Below are 16,166 nucleotides of genomic sequence, written 5' to 3'. Positions count from 1 at the left end.
GTTCCTGCCGCCTCTCCCCAGGAGGACCCCATGGACGGCACCACCCGCGTCCCCCCGCCGCGCAACGAGCCGGTGCTGACCTACGCACCCGGGGCGCCCGAGCGCGCCGCGCTCGAGGCCCGCCTCGCCGAGCTGGCCGCCGACCCGCTCGAGCTGACCGTGACCATCGGCGACAAGCAGCGGATGGCCGGCGGCGAGCGGTTCGACGTCGTCCAGCCGCACCGGCACGCCGCCGTCCTCGGGACCGCCGCCAACGCCACGCACGCCGACGCCGAGGAGGCCGTGGCCGCCGCCAAGGCCGCCGCGCCGGGCTGGCAGGAGCTGTCCTTCGACGACCGTGCCGCGGTGTTCCTGCGCGCGGCCGAGCTGCTGGCCGGGCCGTGGCGGCAGACGCTCAACGCCGCCACGATGCTCGGGCAGTCGAAGACCGCGTACCAGGCCGAGATCGACTCCGCGTGCGAGCTCGTCGACTTCTGGCGCTGGAACGTGCACTTCGCCCGCGAGATCCTCTCCGCCCAACCGGAGTCCGCGCCCGGCGTGTGGAACCGCAGCGACCACCGCCCGCTCGAGGGCTTCGTCTACGCCGTCACGCCGTTCAACTTCACCGCGATCGCCGGCAACCTGCCCACCGCGCCGGCGCTCATGGGCAACACCGTGGTGTGGAAGCCCGCGCCCACCCAGCAGTTCGCCGCGCACTTCCTCATGCGGCTGCTCGAGGAGGCGGGCCTGCCCCCGGGCGTCGTCAACATGGTCACCGGCGACGGGATCGCCGTCTCCGACGTCGCGCTGGCCGACCGCGACCTCGCCGGCATCCACTTCACCGGGTCGACCCCGGTGTTCCAGCACCTGTGGCGCACGGTGGGGGAGCGCATCTCCTCCTACCGCGGCTACCCGCGGATCGTCGGGGAGACCGGCGGCAAGGACTTCGTCGTCGCCCACCCCTCGGCCGACGTCGACGTGCTGCGCACCGCGCTGGTCCGCGGCGCGTTCGAGTACCAGGGGCAGAAGTGCTCGGCGGCCTCGCGCGCCTACGTGCCGCGGTCGGTGTGGACGCGGCTGCGCGACGACCTGGTCGGCGTCACCGAGTCCCTCCCGGTGGGCGACGTCACCGACTTCTCGAACTTCATGGGCGCGGTGATCGACCGCAGGTCGTACGCCAAGCTCTCCGGCGTCATCGACCGCGTCGACGACGACCCCGCGCTGTCGATCGTGGCGGGCGGGCAGAAGGACGACTCCGAGGGCTTCTTCGTGCGCCCGACGGTCATCGAGGGCACCGACCCCGGCCACGAGGTCTTCACCACCGAGTACTTCGGCCCGGTGCTGGCGGTGCACGTCTACGACGACGCCGACTACGACGCGGTGCTCACCCAGATGGAGTCGGCGGCGCCGTACGCGCTGACCGGCGCGGTCGTCGCCCAGGACCGCGCGGCGATCGCGCACGCCCAGCGCGTCCTGCGCTTCGCGGCGGGCAACTTCTACGTCAACGACAAGCCGACCGGCGCCGTCGTGGGCCAGCAGCCCTTCGGCGGCGGGCGCGCCTCGGGCACCAACGACAAGGCCGGCGCGGCGCAGAACCTGCAGCGCTGGACGTCGACCCGCTCGATCAAGGAGACGTTCGACCCGCCGACCGACCACCGCTACCCGCACATGGGCTGACCGCCCGGCGGTCGGCGGCGGGGTGCCGGACCGGACCCGGCCCGGGGCGCAGCGTGACGGCGTGCAGGCCGGGGCCCCGGCCGGCGGTGTCCGGCGGGAGCGGCGGCCGGGGGGCGGTTGACGCCGACCGGGACCGGCGGGGACCGTGCCGGGCGGTCCTGGCAGCGCAGGGACGCCAGGCCCTCGACCCGACGCCCCCGAGCGAGGAGTCCCGGTCATGACCGACCGACCACCGGACGGCACGGCCCTGCAGCTGTCCGTCGACGGCCGGGTGTGGACCTTCGACGGGTCGCGGCCGGTGGTGGTCGGCCGGGACCCGCGGTGCGACGTGCAGCTGGCCGACGTCCAGGTCAGCCGGATGCACCTGGCGCTGCGGCACGAGGGACGGGCCTGGGTGCTGCGGGACCTCGGGAGCAGCAACGGCACGGTCGTCGACGGGACGGTGCTCCCGCCCGGCACGGCGGACGGGCACGGCTTCGCCGAGCGGCCGCTCGAGCCCGGGCCGGAGCACCGAGTGCGGGTGGGCGGGGACGCCGGTCCGGAGCTGCTCATCCGGTACGCGCCCGTCCCGCCCCGCCGCCCGGCGGTCGCCGCGTCGGCCGCGGAGCGGGTCGTCGTCATCGGTCGGGACCCCGGCTGCGACCTCGTCGTCGCCGGGGACCCCATGGTGTCGCGCCGCCACGCCGCGATCTCCGTCACCGGACCCGGCACCGCCCTGGTCAGGGACCTGGGCAGCTCCAACGGCACGCACCTCAACGGGTCCCGGTTGTCGGCCCCGGCGGCCCTGACCCCCGGCGACACGATCGGGGTCGGCGGCACGACGATCACCTGGGACGGGCGCGTGGCCACCCTCCCCGGGCGGCGCACCCCGACCTTCAGCGCCCGCCACCTCGCCGTGGCCACCCGGGGCGGCAAGCGCCTGCTCGACGACGTCTCGCTCACCGTCCGCGCGGGCCAGCTGGTGGCGGTCATCGGCCCCTCCGGCGCCGGCAAGTCCACGCTGCTGGGCGCGCTCACCGGCCTGCGCCCGGCCGGGATGGGGCGGGTGACGTGGGACGGCCGGGACCTCTACGCGGAGTACGACCACCTGCGCCACCAGATCGGACTCGTGCCCCAGGACGACGTCCTGCACCGGCAGCTCACCGTCCGTCGGGCGCTCGGGTTCGCCGCGCGCCTCCGGCTGCCGCAGGACACTCCCGCCGCCGACCGCGACGAGCGGGTGCGCCGGGTCCTCGCGGAGGTGGGCCTCACCGAGCAGATCGACCAGCGGATCGACTCCCTCTCGGGTGGCCAGCGCAAGCGCACGTCGATCGCGCTGGAACTGCTCACCGCGCCGCAGCTGCTCTTCCTCGACGAGCCCACCTCCGGCCTGGACCCCGGGCTCGACCGGCAGGTCATGGAGGGGCTGCGGGCACTCGCCGACGCCGGCCGGGTCGTCCTCGTCGTCACCCACAGCGTGCTCGCCCTGGACCAGTGCGACCGGGTGCTGCTGCTCGCAACCGGGGGCCGGGTCGCCTTCTACGGCCCGCCGGAGCAGCTGCTGACCTTCTTCGGGGTGCCCGACCACGCGGCGGTCTTCCGCGCGCTCGACGATCCCGGGTGGGTCGGCCGCTTCGCCGGGTCGTCGCTGCGCCGGGACTACGTGGGCGCGACGTCCGTGGCGGGCCCGATGCCGCCGCCGGCCGGCGAGGCGCCCCCGCCGATGCGGCCGGCCCCGGTCCGCCAGCTGGTCACGCTCGTCCGGCGCAACCTCGCCGTCGTGGCCGCCGACCGGCTCTTCCTGGCCCTGCTCGTCGGGATGCCGGCGCTCCTCGCGCTGATGGCGCACGCCTTCCCGGGAGAGGGCGGACTGTCGGTGCGCGCCGCCGGCGGGGACCCCGCCGAGGCGCAGCAGCGGATCATCGTGCTGGTCGTGGGCGCGGCGCTGATGGGCACCGCGCTCGCGGTCCGGGAGTTCGTCGCGGAGCGTCCGATCTACCGCCGCGAGCACGCCGTCGGCCTCTCGCCCGCCGCCTACCTGGCCAGCAAGGTCGTCGTCCTGGGCGGGGCGGTGGCGCTGCAGTCGGTGGCGTTCACGCTGCTGGCCCTCGTCGGGCTGCCGGGGCCCGACGACCCGCGGGTGCTGCCCTGGGGCCGGCTCGAGATCGCCGTGGCCGCGGCCGCGGTGGGCGTGACGATGGCCATCGCCGCGCTGGCCGTCTCCGCGCTCGCGAGGTCCACCGACCAGACCATGCCGGCGCTCGTCGCCCTCGTCATGGGGCAGCTGGTCTTCTGCGGCGGCCTGTTCCCGGTGGCCGGCCGGGCCGGCCTGGAGCAGTTCGCCTGGGTGCTGCCCGCCCGGGCCGGCTACGCCGCGATGGCCTCGACGTCCCAGCTGCAGCCGCTGGCCGGCCCCCAGCCGGACCCGCTGTTCACGCCCACCGCGGCGCGCTGGGCTCTGGACCTCGGGGTGCTCGCCGCCCAGGCGGCGGTGTTCCTGGCCCTGACCGCCTGGGCGCTGGCCCGCTCGGTGGCGCGCTCCAGCGGTCCGCGCTGACCTGCCCGGGGCCGGCGGTCACCCCGGCCCCGGCCAGTGCACCGCGCCGTCCTCGGCGAGCACGGCGCCGGCGGAGGGCACGTGCGGCGCGAGCCGGCCGTCGGGCATCAGGTGGGTCACCGGCACACCCCGCGCCAGGACGGCGACGTCGGCGACGATCCGCCGGTGGCAGCGCCACCACACGCTCTCGCTGCACATGACGGCGACGGTCGCCGCGGCCGCCTCGCCGAGCACCTCGTCGAGCGCCGCGGCGAACTCCGGCGTCCGGGTGTGCGCGGCGTAGGCGGCGAACTGCCCGACGGTCCACCAGCCGTCGGTCACCGGCTCGCCCGGCGGCAGCCGGCGGCGGCCGCCGAGGCGCTCCTCCCACCGGTAACCGATGCCGGCGTCGGGCAGCCAGCCGGCGAGCTCCTCGCGGCGGACGTCGGGGTTGCTGCGGCTGCCCGGGAAGCGGCGGACGTCGACCAGCCGCTCCACGCCGGCGCCCCGCAGCCGGGCCCCGAGCGCGGTCCGGTCGTCGGGCCCGTGGCCCACGGTGAGCAGCACGGGCACCCCCTACCCACGCGCCGCTGACGGCGGGTCATGCTGGACGGCCGGGTGAGGACGCCCGCGGAGGGGAGCGGTGTGACCAGGGGGACGACGACGCCGCGGGGCTCGCTGTGGCGGCTGCCGGCGATGCGCGCGCTGGTGGGCGCGACCGGGCTCGGCTTCGTCGGCTACTGCCTGACGCTGGCCTCGCTCCCGGCGTACGCGGTCGCGAGCGGCGCCTCGGCCGACACCGCCGGCGTCGTCACCGCCGTCTTCCTGCTGGTCACCGTCGCCGGCCAGTCGGTTGTCCCCGCCCTGACCGCGCGGTTCGGCCTCGGGCCGGTGCTCGCCGGCGGCCTGCTCGCCCTGGGTGCGCCGTCGCCGCTCTACGTGCTCGGCGACGGCGTCCTGTGGCTGTCGGCGGTCTCGGCGGTGCGCGGCGCGGGGTTCGCCGTGCTGACCGTCCTCGGCGCGGTGCTCGCCGCGCAGGTGGCGCCGCCGGAGCGCCGTGGGGAGTCGATCGGCCTCTACGGGCTGGCGATCGCCGTCCCCAACCTGCTGGCCGTGCCCGCCGGCGTCGCCCTGGTCCTCGACGGGCACGCCGGCTGGCTGGCCTGGCTGTCGGCCGCGCCGGTGCTGGCCGTGCCGCTGGTCCCGCAGCTGGCACGCACCGTGCACTGGGAGGGCGCGGCCGGCGGGTCCTCCCGCGCGGCGGTGCGGTCCGCGCTGGCGCCCTCGGCGGTGCTGCTGCTGGTCACCCTCGCCGGCGGCGGGCTGCTGACGTTCCTGCCGATCGAGCGCCCCGACGGCGCCCTCGCCACGGCCGCCCTGCTCCTGTTCGGCGTCACCGGCGCGCTGACCCGCTGGCGGGCCGGCCTGCTGGCCGACCGGCTCGGCACCGGGCGGCTGCTGCCGGGGGCGCTGGCGGTGGGGGCGGCCGGGCTGGCCGCCGTGGCGCTGGGCCTGGGCACCGCCGACGCCGTCGTGCTGGCCGGTGCGGCGGTGTTCGGCGCCGGCTACGGCGCGGTGCAGAACCTGACGCTGGTCACCGCCTTCGCCCGCGCGGGGGAGGGCGGGTCGACGGCGGCCAGCGCGATGTGGAACGCCTCGTTCGACACCGGCACGGCCATCGGCGCGCTGGTCCTCGGGCTGGTCGCGGCCGGCGTCGGCCTGCCGTGGACCCTCGTGCTCGTCGCCGGCCTGCTGCTCGTCGGGCTGCCGCTGGCGCGGACGGCGACCCGGCCGGCCTGACCGCTCAGCGCAGGACGGAGGTCAGCAGCAGGCTCGTCTGGCTGTTGATCACGCCGGGCACCGACCGGATCCGGTTGAGCAGCCGGTCGAACTCGACGAGGTCGGTCGTGCGGTGCTCGGCGACGAGGTCCCAGGCGCCGTTGGTGGAGTGCATCGACTCGATCTCGGGGAAGCCGCGCAGCCGCCGGATGACGTCGTCGGTGGAGCGGCCCTCGACCTCGATGAGCGAGACCGCCCGCACGCCGCCGGCCGCGGACTCGTCCCGCACCCGCGCGGTGAACCCGACGATGACGTCCTCGGCCACGAGCCGGTCGAGGTGGCTGGTCACCGTGGCCCGCGTGACCCCCAGGCGGCGGGCCAGCCCGGCCACCGGGGCGCGGCCGTCCTCGCGCAGGGCCGCGAGCAGCCGACGGTCGAGGTCGCTCAGGTCAGCCATGCACGGAAGGTACAGATGATCACCACGATCTGAGCAGTCCCTGCGCACAACGCGCGCTCTTCGCTCATTGTGTGTGCAGATCGCCCAGCAATAGCGTTCGGCCATGACGCTGTTCGTCGACGTGCGCAACATGGTCCGCTGGACCGCCGAGACCGGCCCCGAGGCGATCATCGCCGGGATGAGCCGGTACATCGAGGACGACTTCCGGCGGTGGGAGTCCTTCGACAAGATCGCCCGGGTCGGCAGCCACACGCCGTTCGGCGTCATCGAGCTGATGCCCACCAGCGACGGCGAGACCTACGCCTTCAAGTACGTCAACGGGCACCCCAGCAACCCGGCACGCGGCTTCCAGACGGTGAGCGCCTTCGGCGCCCTCGCCGACGTCTCCAACGGCTACCCGGTGTTCCTCGCCGAGATGACGCTGCTGACCGCGCTGCGCACCGCGGCGACCTCGGCGATGGTGGCCCGCGCCCTCGCCCGGCCCGGCTCCCGGCGCCTCGCGCTCATCGGCGCCGGCAGCCAGTCGGAGTTCCAGGCCCTCGGCATGCGCGCCGCCCTCGGCATCCGCGAGGTGGCGGTCTGGGACACCGACCCGGCGGCCATGGCCAAGCTGGCCCGCAACCTCGAGCCACTCGGCTTCGACGTGCACGTGGCCGCGTCCGGCCGCGAGGCGGTGCGCGGCGCCGACGTCGTCACCACCTGCACCGCCGACAAGGCCCGCGCCACCGTGCTGTCGGCCGACTGGATCGAGCCGGGGGTGCACGTCAACGCCATCGGCGGCGACTGCCCGGGCAAGACCGAGCTCGACCCCACGATCCTGCTGCGCGACGACGTCGAGGTCTTCGTCGAGTTCCCGCCGCAGACCCGCATCGAGGGCGAGATCCAGGCGATGCCGGCCGACTTCCCGGTCACCGAGCTCTGGCAGGTCCTCACCGGCCGCGCGCCCGGGCGCACCTCGCCGTCGCAGGTCACCGTCTTCGACTCGGTCGGCTTCGCGATCGAGGACCTCTCGGCCCTGCGCTACGTGCGCGACGCCGTCCGGGGCACCCCCTGGGTGGACGACATCGACCTCGTGGCCGAGCCGGAGGACCCCAAGGACCTCTTCGGCATGGTGTCGGCCTTCAGCCCCATCCCGTCCTGACCCGACGGGTTCAGCCGGCGATGCGGTCGGCGGCGGCCTTCAGGGAGCGCAGCAGGAGCAGCTCCTCCGCCGAGCGGCGCAGCCAGGCGCGCAGCGCGGCGGGGTCGTTGCGGGCGGCGTCGCGGACGGTGCCCAGGTTGAGCTGCCGCGTGTTGGCCTGCGCCCGCTGGGCCGGCGGCAGCGCCCGCGCCTCGCTGCGTGCCCGCGAGGTGAGCGCGGCGCCGACGTAGACGAGGTCGCGCACCTCGTCGACGTCGGCGAGGACGGCGTCGGCACCGGGGCCGTCGCCGTCCTCCAGCCGGGCCAGCAACTGGTCGGCGCGCTCGCGGCCGAGGGCGGTGGGGTCGGGGGAGGTCACCCCCCTACTGTGCCGTGCGGGGAAGGCCCCCTCGCAGGGGCCCGGACCGAGCGTGCGAGGTCCGGGGGCGAGGGGGTCCTTCGTCAGGCGTCCCGGCGGGAGAAGGTCACCGCCGCGACGGCGAGGACGACGGCGACCTCGGCGGCGAAGACGGCGAACCCGGGCCACGGGTCGAGCAGCAGCGGGTTGAACGACTCGGGCATGGCGATCCGCGACCCGGCGTTGCCCGGCATCAGCTTGGTCAGCCACTCGCCGAGGGAGCCGGGCAGCAGCATCACCAGGTTGCCCACCAGGAACACCAGCGCGAGCACCACCGACACCGCCGCCGCGGTGGAGCGCAGCAGCAGGCCGACGGCCATCGCCAGCAGGCCCAGCCCGGCCATGTAGAGGCCGCTGCCGAGCAGCGAGCGCAGCATCCCGTCGTCGCCGAGGGAGATGCCGATGCCCTCCGCGGACAGGAACGCGTTGCCGCCCAGCCAGCCGAGGAACGCGGTGACGACGCCGGCGACGAACAGCGTGCCGCTGAGCACCAGCGCCTTGGCGGCCAGCACCGTGCCGCGGCGCGGCGTGGCGGCGAGCGTCGCGCGGATCATCCCGGTGCCGTACTCGGCGGTGACGGTCAGCGCGCCGAGCACCACGGCGGTCACCTGGGCGAACAGCAGCCCCCAGGTGATGAAGGCCCCGATCGGCTCGCTCTCCTGGCCGCCGGCCAGCTCCGGGGCCACCAGCGCGCACACCAGCGTGGTGAGCCCGGCGCCGAGGGCGACCATCGCGGCCACCGACCAGCCGGTCGAGCGCACCGTCCAGAGCTTGATCCACTCCGCGTGCAGCGCGCGGGGCAGGCCGGCGCCCCGGGCGGGCGCGGGCGCGGTGCGGGGGGAGGTCAGCGCGGGAGCGGTCACCGGGTCACCTCGGCGGGACGGGCGGCGGCGAACTCGACGCTGCCGGCGGTCAGGGTCATGAAGGCGTCCTCGAGGGAGGAGCGGACGAGGCCGAGCTCGTGCAGGACGAGGCCCGCGCCCGCGGCGAGCTCGCCGGTGGCGGCGGCGTCGACGCCCTGCACGCGCAGCTCGTCGCCGTCGCGGGTGACGTCGGCGCCCGAGCGCCGCAGCAGCTCGGCGAGCTCGCCGGGCTGCGGGGTGCGCACGCGCACGTGGGAGGCGGCGTGCTCGGCGATGAAGTCGGCGGTCGGGAGGTCGGCGAGCACCCGGCCGCGGCCGATGACGACCAGGTGGTCGGCGGTCAGCGCCATCTCGGCCATGAGGTGGCTGGAGACGAGCACCGTGCGGCCCTCGGCGGCGAGGTCGCGGGCCAGGGTGCGCACCCAGCGGATGCCCTCGGGGTCCAGGCCGTTGACCGGCTCGTCGAGGACGACGACCGGCGGGTCGCCGAGCAGCGCGGCCGCGATGCCCAGCCGCTGGCCCATGCCGAGTGAGAACCGGCCGACCCGCTGGCCGGCCACCCCCTCCAGGCCGACCAGGCCGAGCACCTCGTCGACGCGGGACGCGGGGATGCCGTTGGACGCGGCCATCCAGCGCAGGTGCGCCCAGGCGGTGCGGCCCGGGTGCAGTGCCCGCGCCTCGAGCAGGGCGCCGACCGCGCGCAGGGGAGCGGGGCAGTCGAGGTAGCGGACGCCGTCGACGGTGACCGTGCCCTCGGTGGGCCGGTCCAGGCCGATGACCATGCGCATCGTCGTCGACTTGCCCGCGCCGTTGGGCCCGAGGAAACCGGTGACCCGGCCGGGCCGGACGGTGAAGGAGACGCGGTCGACGGCGACCCGGTCGCCGTAGCGCTTGGTGAGTCCGCTGGCGACGATCACCGGGTCACCGCCGGGGTGGGGCAGGGCGAGGAGGTCATGGACGGGAAGGCTCCCGGCAGGGGTGTCCCCGGCACATCCGGGAGGACCCCCGACCCGACCCTGGACCGACCCCCACCCGGCTCCGGGGGATCGCCCGGGTCAGGCGGTCCGGGCGAGGCCGGCGCCGAGCTGGCGGCGCAGCGCCACCGCCGCGCTGCGCCCGGCCCGGTTGGCGCCGATGGTGCTCGCGCTCGGCCCGTAGCCGACCAGTTGCAGGCGCGGCTCGTCGACGGCGGTGGTGCCCTCGACCGGGATGACGCCGTCGCGGGTGCGCAGCCGCAGCGGCGCGAGGTGGCCCACCGCGGCGCGGAAGCCGGTGGCCCAGAGGACCACGTCGGCGGGCACGAAGCGGCCGTCGTCCCAGGCCACGCCGTCGGGGGTGAGGCGGTCGAAGACCGGCAGCCGGGTGAGGACGCCGTCGTCCAGGGCCCGGCGCACCCACGGGGTGACCACGAGGCCGGTCACGCCGACGACGCTGCCGGGCATCCGGCCGGCGCGGACGGCGGCCTCGACCCGCGCCACCGCCTCCCGGCCCTGCTGCTCGCCGAAGGGGCCCTGGCGCCACACCGGCGGGCGGCGGGTCACCCAGGTGGTGCGCGCGACCGGGGCGATCTCGCCGAGCAGCTGCACCGCCGAGGCCCCGCCGCCCACGACCACCACCGACCGCCCGGCGAACTCCGCCGCGCCCCGGTAGCCGACGGTGTGCAGCTGCCGGCCGCGGAAGGTCTCCCGGCCCGGGTAGTGCGGCACGAACGGCCGGGTCCAGGTGCCGGTGGCGTTGACGACGCCGCGCGCCCGCCACACCCCGCGGTCGGACTCGACGAGGAAGCGCCCGTCACCGCCGCGGCGGACCGCGGACACCCGCACCGGCCGCTGCACCGCCAGGCCGAAGCGCCGCTCGTACTCGGCGAAGTAGGCCGGCACCGCCTCGGCCGCGGGCAGCTCCTCCGACGCCGGGGCGAAGGGCAGGCCGGGCAGCTCGTGCACCCGGTGCGTCGTCGCCAGGGTGAGCGAGGGCCAGCGGTGCTGCCAGGCCCCGCCCGGTGCGGCGTCGCCGTCGAGGACGACGGAGCCGCTGCCGGGCGCGAACCCCTGCCGCGCCAGGTGGTACGCGGCGGACAGGCCGGCCTGGCCCGCACCGATCACCACGACGTCGACGTCCCGCGGGCTGCTCACACCCGCGGAACGCCGGCGGGCCCGCCGGCTATGCCGGGGTCAGCCGCTCCAGCTCCGGGCCGGTGAGCGGCACCGACGCCGGGTCGTACCCGAACCGGACGACGACGGCGCCGGGGCGGGCCTCGACCAGCCACGCGGTGCGCGGCTCGCCGTCGGCGGGCGTGTAGGTCCAGCGGTCGGCGAGCAGCGCCAGCCCGCGGGTGCGCAGGAAGGACACGGCCTCCTCGCGGGTGCGGAGGGTCCGCAGCGGTGCGCCGAACACGGCGTGCGCGGTCCACCCGTCGCGGCCGGCGGCAGCGGTCAGGTGGCCGACGAGCTCGCCGTCCTCCGGACGGTGCACCGGCTCGAGCACGGGGGGAGTGGTCATGCGCCCGACGTTAGGGACCGCGTCGAGCGGTTTCCGGGCTCTAGACGGCGGGCACGGCTGCGGGGACGCCGAGGACCGGGGCCCGGCACGACGAACGAGAGGGGTACGGCGTGCGCGCGATGGTCTACCGAGGCCCGTACAAGATCCGGGTCGAGGACAAGGACGTCCCGGCGATCGAGCACCCGAACGACGCGATCGTCCGGGTCACGCTGGCCGCGATCTGCGGCTCCGACCTGCACCTCTACCACGGGCTCATGCCGGACACCCGGATCGGCCACACGTTCGGCCACGAGTTCATCGGCGTGGTGGAACGGGTCGGCCCGTCGGTGCAGAACCTGCAGGTCGGCGACCGGGTGATGGTGCCGTTCAACGTCTTCTGCGGTTCCTGCTGGTTCTGCGCCCGCGGGCTGTACTCGAACTGCCACAACGTCAACCCCAACGCGACGGCGGTCGGCGGCATCTACGGCTACTCGCACACCACCGGCGGCTACGACGGCGGCCAGTCGCAGTACGTGCGCGTCCCGTTCGCCGACGTCGGCCCCGCGAGGATCCCCGACTGGATGCACGACGAGGACGCCGTCTGCCTCACCGACGCCGCCGCGACCGGCTACTTCGGCGCCCAGCTCGGCGAGATCGCCGAGGGGGACACCGTCGTCGTGCTCGGCGCCGGGCCGGTCGGACTGGTCGCGGCGCAGTCCTCGTGGCTGATGGGCGCGGGCCGGGTGATCGTCGTCGACCACCTGCAGGAGCGGCTGGAGAAGGCGCGGACGATGGCCCACGCCGAGACGCTGGACTACGACGAGTACGACGACGTCGTCGTCGAGCTGAAGAAGCAGACCGACTACCTGGGCGCCGACGTCGTCATCGAGGCGGTGGGCGCGGAGGCCGACGGCAACTTCCTCCAGCAGGTCACGGGCACCAAGCTCAAGCTGCAGGGCGGGTCGCCGGTCGCGCTCAACTGGGCGATCGACGGCGTCCGCAAGGGCGGCACCGTCTCGGTGGTGGGCGCCTACGGGCCGATCCCCAACGCGGTGAAGTTCGGCGACGCCCTGAACAAGGGCCTCACCCTGCGGATGAACCAGACGCCGGTGAAGCGGCAGTGGCCGCGGATGTTCGAGCACGTGCGCAACGGCCACCTGACCCCGCGCGAGGTGGTCACCCACCGCTTCCCGCTCGAGGACATCGCGGAGGCCTACCACGTGTTCTCCAGCAAGCTCGACGGCTGCATCAAGCCGCTGATCGTGCCCGACGCGGCCTGAGGGAGAGCGACGATGACCAGCACCGACGTCCCGGGCGACGTCCCGAGCGCCTACGTCCGGGACAAGCGCACGCCTCCGCCGAGCCGGGAGGAGCTGCGCGCCCGCATCCCCGGCTGGGGCGCCGACCTCGACCCCGCCGACCGGCCGTCGTACCCGCGGCTGCAGTACCCGGCCGACACCGGCGCCCACTGGGACTTCCCGGAGCGGCAGCCGGGCAGCGAGGGCCGCGAGCACTCGATCGAGCACGCCTTCGTCACGCCGGTGTTCGGCACCGCCCAGCCGCTGAAGGGCCTGTCCGGGGCGATCCGGCGGTTCGCCTACGCCCGCTTCAGCGAGGGCCGGCTGGCGCACTGGGGACTGCTGGTGGTCGGCGACCGGGTGGACGCGTGGGAGCACCACCTGCGGTCCTTCGCCTCCGGCCGGCCCGACGTGCCGGCGACCGGGCTGAGGACGGAGCTCACCCGCGGCGGGCTGCGGTCGCGGCGCGGGCGCTCCGACGTCCGGCACCAGTTGCTCGACCCGGTGGTCGTCCTGGGGCCGTGGGTCGCCGGCGTCGGCGGTGCGGTCCTCGGGGTGCGGAAGCTGGTCCGCGCCGTCCGCGGCTGAGAGCGTCCGCGCCGTGACGCCGCTCGGCGAGCTGCCCCCGATCGGGCGGCCGGCCACCCGGGCGCTGCAGCTGGCCGGCTACACCGGGCTCGGGCAGCTGGCCGGTGTCCCGCGCGCGACGCTGGCCGCGCTGCACGGCGTGGGCCCGAAGGCGCTGCGCGTCCTCGACGAGGCGCTGGCCGCCCACGGTCTGCGCCTCGGCTGACCCGCCCCGGCCCGGTGGGTCGGTCAGCGTGAGGCGCGGACGTCGTCCTCGTGGCCGGCGACGATCCGCTGCGCCACCTCGCGCAGCTTCTCGTTGCTGCGCTGGCTGGCGCCCTTGAGGAGGGCGAACGCCTCGTCGGCGGTGCACCGGCGCTGGGCCATCAGCAGCCCGACGGCCTGGCCGATCTCCTGCCTGGTGGTCACGGCCTGGGTGAGGTTGTCCACCGTCTCCTCTCCCGCGGCCATCCGCCAGGCCACCGAGAGCGCACCGCTGGCCTGGGCGGCCCAGGACCGGCCCAGCCGCTCGTCGGCGTCGGTGAAGGCGTCCGGCCGGCTGGCGTAGAGGTTGAGCGCGCCCCGGCCGCGGGTGCCCACCGTCAGGGGGAAGGACAGGGACGCGTGCACGCCGGCGTCCAGGGCCCGCCGGGGATAGCGGCCCCAGCGCTGCTCGCGGGCCATGTCGGGAACCCGGACGACCCGACCGGTGCGCAGGGACTGCAGGCACGGGCCGTCGTCGAGCTCGTACTGGCGCTCGTCCCCCCGGGCGGCCAGCTCGCCGCTGTAGGTGACGGTCCGCGGTCCGCCGGTCTGCTCGAGGGTCAACCCGCACGCCTCGGCACCCGGGGTCCGCTCCACCGCCCACCGGACCAGGGAGTCGAGGAAGCCGGCGACGCCTTCGAACCGGTCGAGCATCTGCACCACGTCGACGGTGCCGTCCTGCGCGGACCGTGGGCCCGTCATCGTCACGCTCACCCGCCCCGACCGATCGCGCACAACCGAACAGCGGACGAGTATGCCCGCCCTCGCCGGGTCGCCGCCTTGCCGACCGCGTGACCGTCGTCCGGCCCTGGGGCCGCCGTCGAGGAGCCGGTCGGGTCAGTGACCGGTGCGGTCGCGGTAGCGGGCGGCCCGCTTCGCCGCGGCGGCCCGGCGGCGCGCGCGGTCCTTCTCCTCCCGCGCCTCCCACCGCTCCTCACGGATGGCGCCGGCGATGCCCACGGGGTAGCCGGCCTTGACGACCCGGTTCTCCGTGGCCTCGACCATGTAGGCGAGGGAGTACACGAGCCCGAGGGCGACGCCACCGCCGGCGACGGCGATCCGCAGCCCCCATCCCGCCGGCAGCACCAGCATCACGGCGAGGATCGGGACCGCCATCTGCACCAGGCTGCGCACGACGTGCCGCGCCCACCAGGTGCCGGTGGTGGTGTCGAACAGCACCCAGCCGCGGTTGCGCCGGGGGAGGCCGCCGCCGAGGGCGTACCACAGCCACCGGTGCACGGCGGGCCGCACGATCGGCTCGTCGGAGGCGGCTCCCGCCGTGGGGTTGCTCATGTCGTTCGCGTGCTCCTGCTCGATGACGGCCACGTCCTCATGGTCCTCCGCATCCCGTGGGGGACAAAGGATTGGGGCACCAACTGTTAGCAGGCTAACAGGCCGTCTCCGCCGCCGCGCAGGTCACGCGACGGTCGTCTCCGGCGATGCGCCGTCCGCCGTGCCCGCGAGCGCCTGCTGCGAGGCCGCGATGACACGGGTGAGCGCCCCGTGCAGGCTGACCAGGTCGTCCAGCGGCATGCCGAGTCGGTGCACGATGCCGGCCGGGATCCTCTCCGCCTGCTCGCGCAGCGCCAGGCCCCTGTCGGTGAGGGTGAGGGCCAGGTTGCGCTGGTCCTCCGGATCCCGCTCGCGCCGCAGCAGTCCGGCGGCCTCGAGCCGCTTGAGCAGGGGCGAGAGCGTGCCGGGGTCCAGCTGCAACAGCCCGGACAGCCTCTTGACCGACAGCGACCCGTGCTGCCACAACGCCAGCATCACGAGGTACTGCGGGTGCGTGAGACCCAGCGGCTCGAGGACGGGCCGGTAGACGGCCACGACGTTGCGCGCGGCCACCGACAGGGCGAAGCACACCTGCCGGTCGAGGGCGAGCACGTCCTCCGACTCGAGCGGCCACTGAGGCGTCTCGCTGGTCGTCACCCGGCCAGCCTATGACTCCGGTGGCGCCAACGGTTGGTGTGCCAACGATGGTCCGTCGGTGCGGACGACGAGTTCCGGCCGGCGGAGGGGTCCCTGGTGGTGACCGCACCGTGACGGCGCCTCACCGACCGCCCACCGGGGGTCGGGTGGGTGCGCCCGGAGGAGGGGACGACGTGCGCACGCTGGCCATCACGCAGAACACCACCGTCGACGGGTCCATCGAGATGATCACCGACTGGTTCTCCCCGCTCGGCTCCGGCGACGCCGACACCAGCGACCTCGTCGAGGAGAACCACCGGCAGGACAGCCAGGCCGACGCCCTCCTGCTGGGCCGGCAGACCTTCGAGGACTTCCGCGACTTCTGGCCGCAGCAGACCGAGTACCCCACCGGCGTCAGCGACCACCTGAACCGGGTGCACAAGTACGTCGTCTCCACGACGCTGACCGACCCGCAGTGGGAGAACTCGACCGTCCTCTCCGGCGACCCGGTGAGCGAGGTCGCGGCGCTCGAGGAGCAGCCGGGCCAGGACATCGTGCTGACCGGCAGCATCAGCCTGGCGCACACCCTCATCACCGCAGGCTTGGTCGACGAGTACCGCCTCTTCGTCTACCCGGCCGTGCAGGGCCGCGGGCGCCGGCTCTTCCCCGACGGCTACGAGGTCCCGCGGCTGCGGCTGACGGGCTCGCGGGCCTTCGTCAGCGGCATCACCCTGCAGCGCTACGCCACCCGCTGACGACCGAGGTGAGCAGGATGCGCGACGAGCACGTGGCGCCCCTGCCGGGAACGCGAGGTGTGGGCGGCGTCTGGCTGCCGTGGATGGA

General features: G+C 75.5%; 18 protein-coding genes. 8 read left to right on the top strand and 10 right to left on the bottom strand.

Going from position 1 to position 16,166, the window contains the following annotated elements; all coding sequences use genetic code 11:
* The first annotated feature begins 30 nt into the window (after positions 1-30).
* Together pruA and JD79_RS00210 are read left to right on the top strand one after the other, a co-directional pair.
* On the top strand, positions 31-1,656 hold the full coding sequence (pruA, locus tag JD79_RS00215) for an L-glutamate gamma-semialdehyde dehydrogenase (protein WP_110003906.1): 1,626 nt from the start codon (positions 31-33) through the stop codon (positions 1,654-1,656).
* 217 nt (positions 1,657-1,873) lie between these two features.
* On the top strand, positions 1,874-4,192 hold the full coding sequence (locus JD79_RS00210; protein ID WP_110003905.1) for an FHA domain-containing protein: 2,319 nt from the start codon (positions 1,874-1,876) through the stop codon (positions 4,190-4,192).
* 18 nt (positions 4,193-4,210) lie between these two features.
* Here JD79_RS00210 and JD79_RS00205 read toward each other — a convergent pair whose 3' ends face one another.
* On the bottom strand, positions 4,211-4,738 hold the full coding sequence (locus JD79_RS00205) for a DUF488 domain-containing protein (protein ID WP_110007266.1): 528 nt from the start codon (positions 4,736-4,738) through the stop codon (positions 4,211-4,213).
* A gap of 78 nt (positions 4,739-4,816) precedes the next feature.
* On the opposite strand from JD79_RS00205, the gene JD79_RS00200 reads away from it, so the two are divergent.
* On the top strand, positions 4,817-5,971 hold the full coding sequence (locus JD79_RS00200; RefSeq protein WP_110003904.1) for an MFS transporter: 1,155 nt from the start codon (positions 4,817-4,819) through the stop codon (positions 5,969-5,971).
* A 4-nt stretch (positions 5,972-5,975) separates the two neighbouring features.
* Here the strand turns inward: JD79_RS00200 and JD79_RS00195 are convergent, their stop codons facing one another.
* Positions 5,976-6,407 carry an Lrp/AsnC family transcriptional regulator gene (locus JD79_RS00195; RefSeq protein WP_110003903.1) on the bottom strand — a complete coding sequence of 144 codons (432 nt, stop codon included), beginning with the start codon at positions 6,405-6,407 and terminating at the stop codon, positions 5,976-5,978.
* Positions 6,408-6,510: 103 nt separating this feature from the next.
* On the opposite strand from JD79_RS00195, the gene JD79_RS00190 reads away from it, so the two are divergent.
* Positions 6,511-7,548, top strand: coding sequence for an ornithine cyclodeaminase (locus JD79_RS00190; protein ID WP_110003902.1), 1,038 nt, complete (start codon positions 6,511-6,513; stop codon positions 7,546-7,548).
* A 10-nt stretch (positions 7,549-7,558) separates the two neighbouring features.
* On the opposite strand, the gene JD79_RS00185 is transcribed toward JD79_RS00190, so the two are convergent.
* The 5 genes from JD79_RS00185 to JD79_RS00165 all read right to left on the bottom strand — a co-directional run bounded on the left by JD79_RS00185 (position 7,559) and on the right by JD79_RS00165 (position 11,307).
* The gene (locus tag JD79_RS00185; protein ID WP_110003901.1) at positions 7,559-7,906 is read right to left on the bottom strand and encodes a hypothetical protein; all 348 of its coding nucleotides are present in this window, start codon (positions 7,904-7,906) and stop codon (positions 7,559-7,561) included.
* Between the two features lie 83 nt (positions 7,907-7,989).
* Positions 7,990-8,808: an ABC-2 transporter permease gene (locus JD79_RS00180; protein ID WP_245899458.1), complete on the bottom strand. Its 819-nt coding sequence runs from the start codon at positions 8,806-8,808 to the stop codon at positions 7,990-7,992.
* Complete coding sequence (locus tag JD79_RS00175) at positions 8,805-9,725, bottom strand: ABC transporter ATP-binding protein (RefSeq protein WP_110003900.1); 921 nt, start codon at positions 9,723-9,725, stop codon at positions 8,805-8,807. Before JD79_RS00175 ends, JD79_RS00180 begins: the two co-directional genes overlap by 4 nt.
* A 138-nt stretch (positions 9,726-9,863) precedes the next feature.
* Positions 9,864-10,940: an NAD(P)-binding domain-containing protein gene (locus JD79_RS00170; RefSeq protein WP_110003899.1), complete on the bottom strand. Its 1,077-nt coding sequence runs from the start codon at positions 10,938-10,940 to the stop codon at positions 9,864-9,866.
* Positions 10,941-10,968: 28 nt separating this feature from the next.
* Positions 10,969-11,307: a hypothetical protein gene (locus tag JD79_RS00165; RefSeq protein WP_146220351.1), complete on the bottom strand. Its 339-nt coding sequence runs from the start codon at positions 11,305-11,307 to the stop codon at positions 10,969-10,971.
* A gap of 119 nt (positions 11,308-11,426) precedes the next feature.
* Here JD79_RS00165 and JD79_RS00160 point away from each other — a divergent pair, with 119 nt between their 5' ends.
* From JD79_RS00160 to JD79_RS00150, 3 genes are read left to right on the top strand one after another with little or no spacing between them, the layout of a single operon-like run.
* On the top strand, positions 11,427-12,566 hold the full coding sequence (locus JD79_RS00160) for a zinc-dependent alcohol dehydrogenase (RefSeq protein ID WP_245900293.1): 1,140 nt from the start codon (positions 11,427-11,429) through the stop codon (positions 12,564-12,566).
* A 12-nt stretch (positions 12,567-12,578) separates the two neighbouring features.
* Positions 12,579-13,172: a hypothetical protein gene (locus tag JD79_RS00155; RefSeq protein WP_110003896.1), complete on the top strand. Its 594-nt coding sequence runs from the start codon at positions 12,579-12,581 to the stop codon at positions 13,170-13,172.
* A 13-nt stretch (positions 13,173-13,185) separates the two neighbouring features.
* Positions 13,186-13,377 (top strand): DNA-binding protein, encoded by a 192-nt coding sequence (locus JD79_RS00150; RefSeq protein ID WP_110003895.1) that lies wholly within the window; start codon positions 13,186-13,188, stop codon positions 13,375-13,377.
* Positions 13,378-13,400: 23 nt separating this feature from the next.
* Here JD79_RS00150 and JD79_RS00145 read toward each other — a convergent pair whose 3' ends face one another.
* The 3 genes from JD79_RS00145 to JD79_RS00135 form a co-directional block, all read right to left on the bottom strand.
* Positions 13,401-14,117: a GAF and ANTAR domain-containing protein gene (locus JD79_RS00145; protein WP_110003894.1), complete on the bottom strand. Its 717-nt coding sequence runs from the start codon at positions 14,115-14,117 to the stop codon at positions 13,401-13,403.
* A gap of 135 nt (positions 14,118-14,252) precedes the next feature.
* Entirely contained in the window at positions 14,253-14,741 is a 489-nt protein-coding gene (locus JD79_RS00140) for a DUF5313 family protein (RefSeq protein ID WP_245899456.1), read from the bottom strand.
* A 90-nt stretch (positions 14,742-14,831) separates the two neighbouring features.
* Complete coding sequence (locus tag JD79_RS00135; protein WP_110003893.1) at positions 14,832-15,344, bottom strand: MarR family winged helix-turn-helix transcriptional regulator; 513 nt, start codon at positions 15,342-15,344, stop codon at positions 14,832-14,834.
* 173 nt (positions 15,345-15,517) lie between these two features.
* On the opposite strand from JD79_RS00135, the gene JD79_RS00130 reads away from it, so the two are divergent.
* On the top strand, positions 15,518-16,078 hold the full coding sequence (locus JD79_RS00130; protein WP_110003892.1) for a dihydrofolate reductase family protein: 561 nt from the start codon (positions 15,518-15,520) through the stop codon (positions 16,076-16,078).
* Positions 16,079-16,166 lie beyond the last annotated feature (88 nt).

The organism is Geodermatophilus normandii, from assembly GCF_003182485.1.
GTDB classification, from domain to species: domain Bacteria; phylum Actinomycetota; class Actinomycetes; order Mycobacteriales; family Geodermatophilaceae; genus Geodermatophilus; species Geodermatophilus normandii.
The sequence above is the reverse complement of the archived record's forward strand: the minus strand, read 5'-3'. Positions and strand labels throughout refer to the sequence as shown.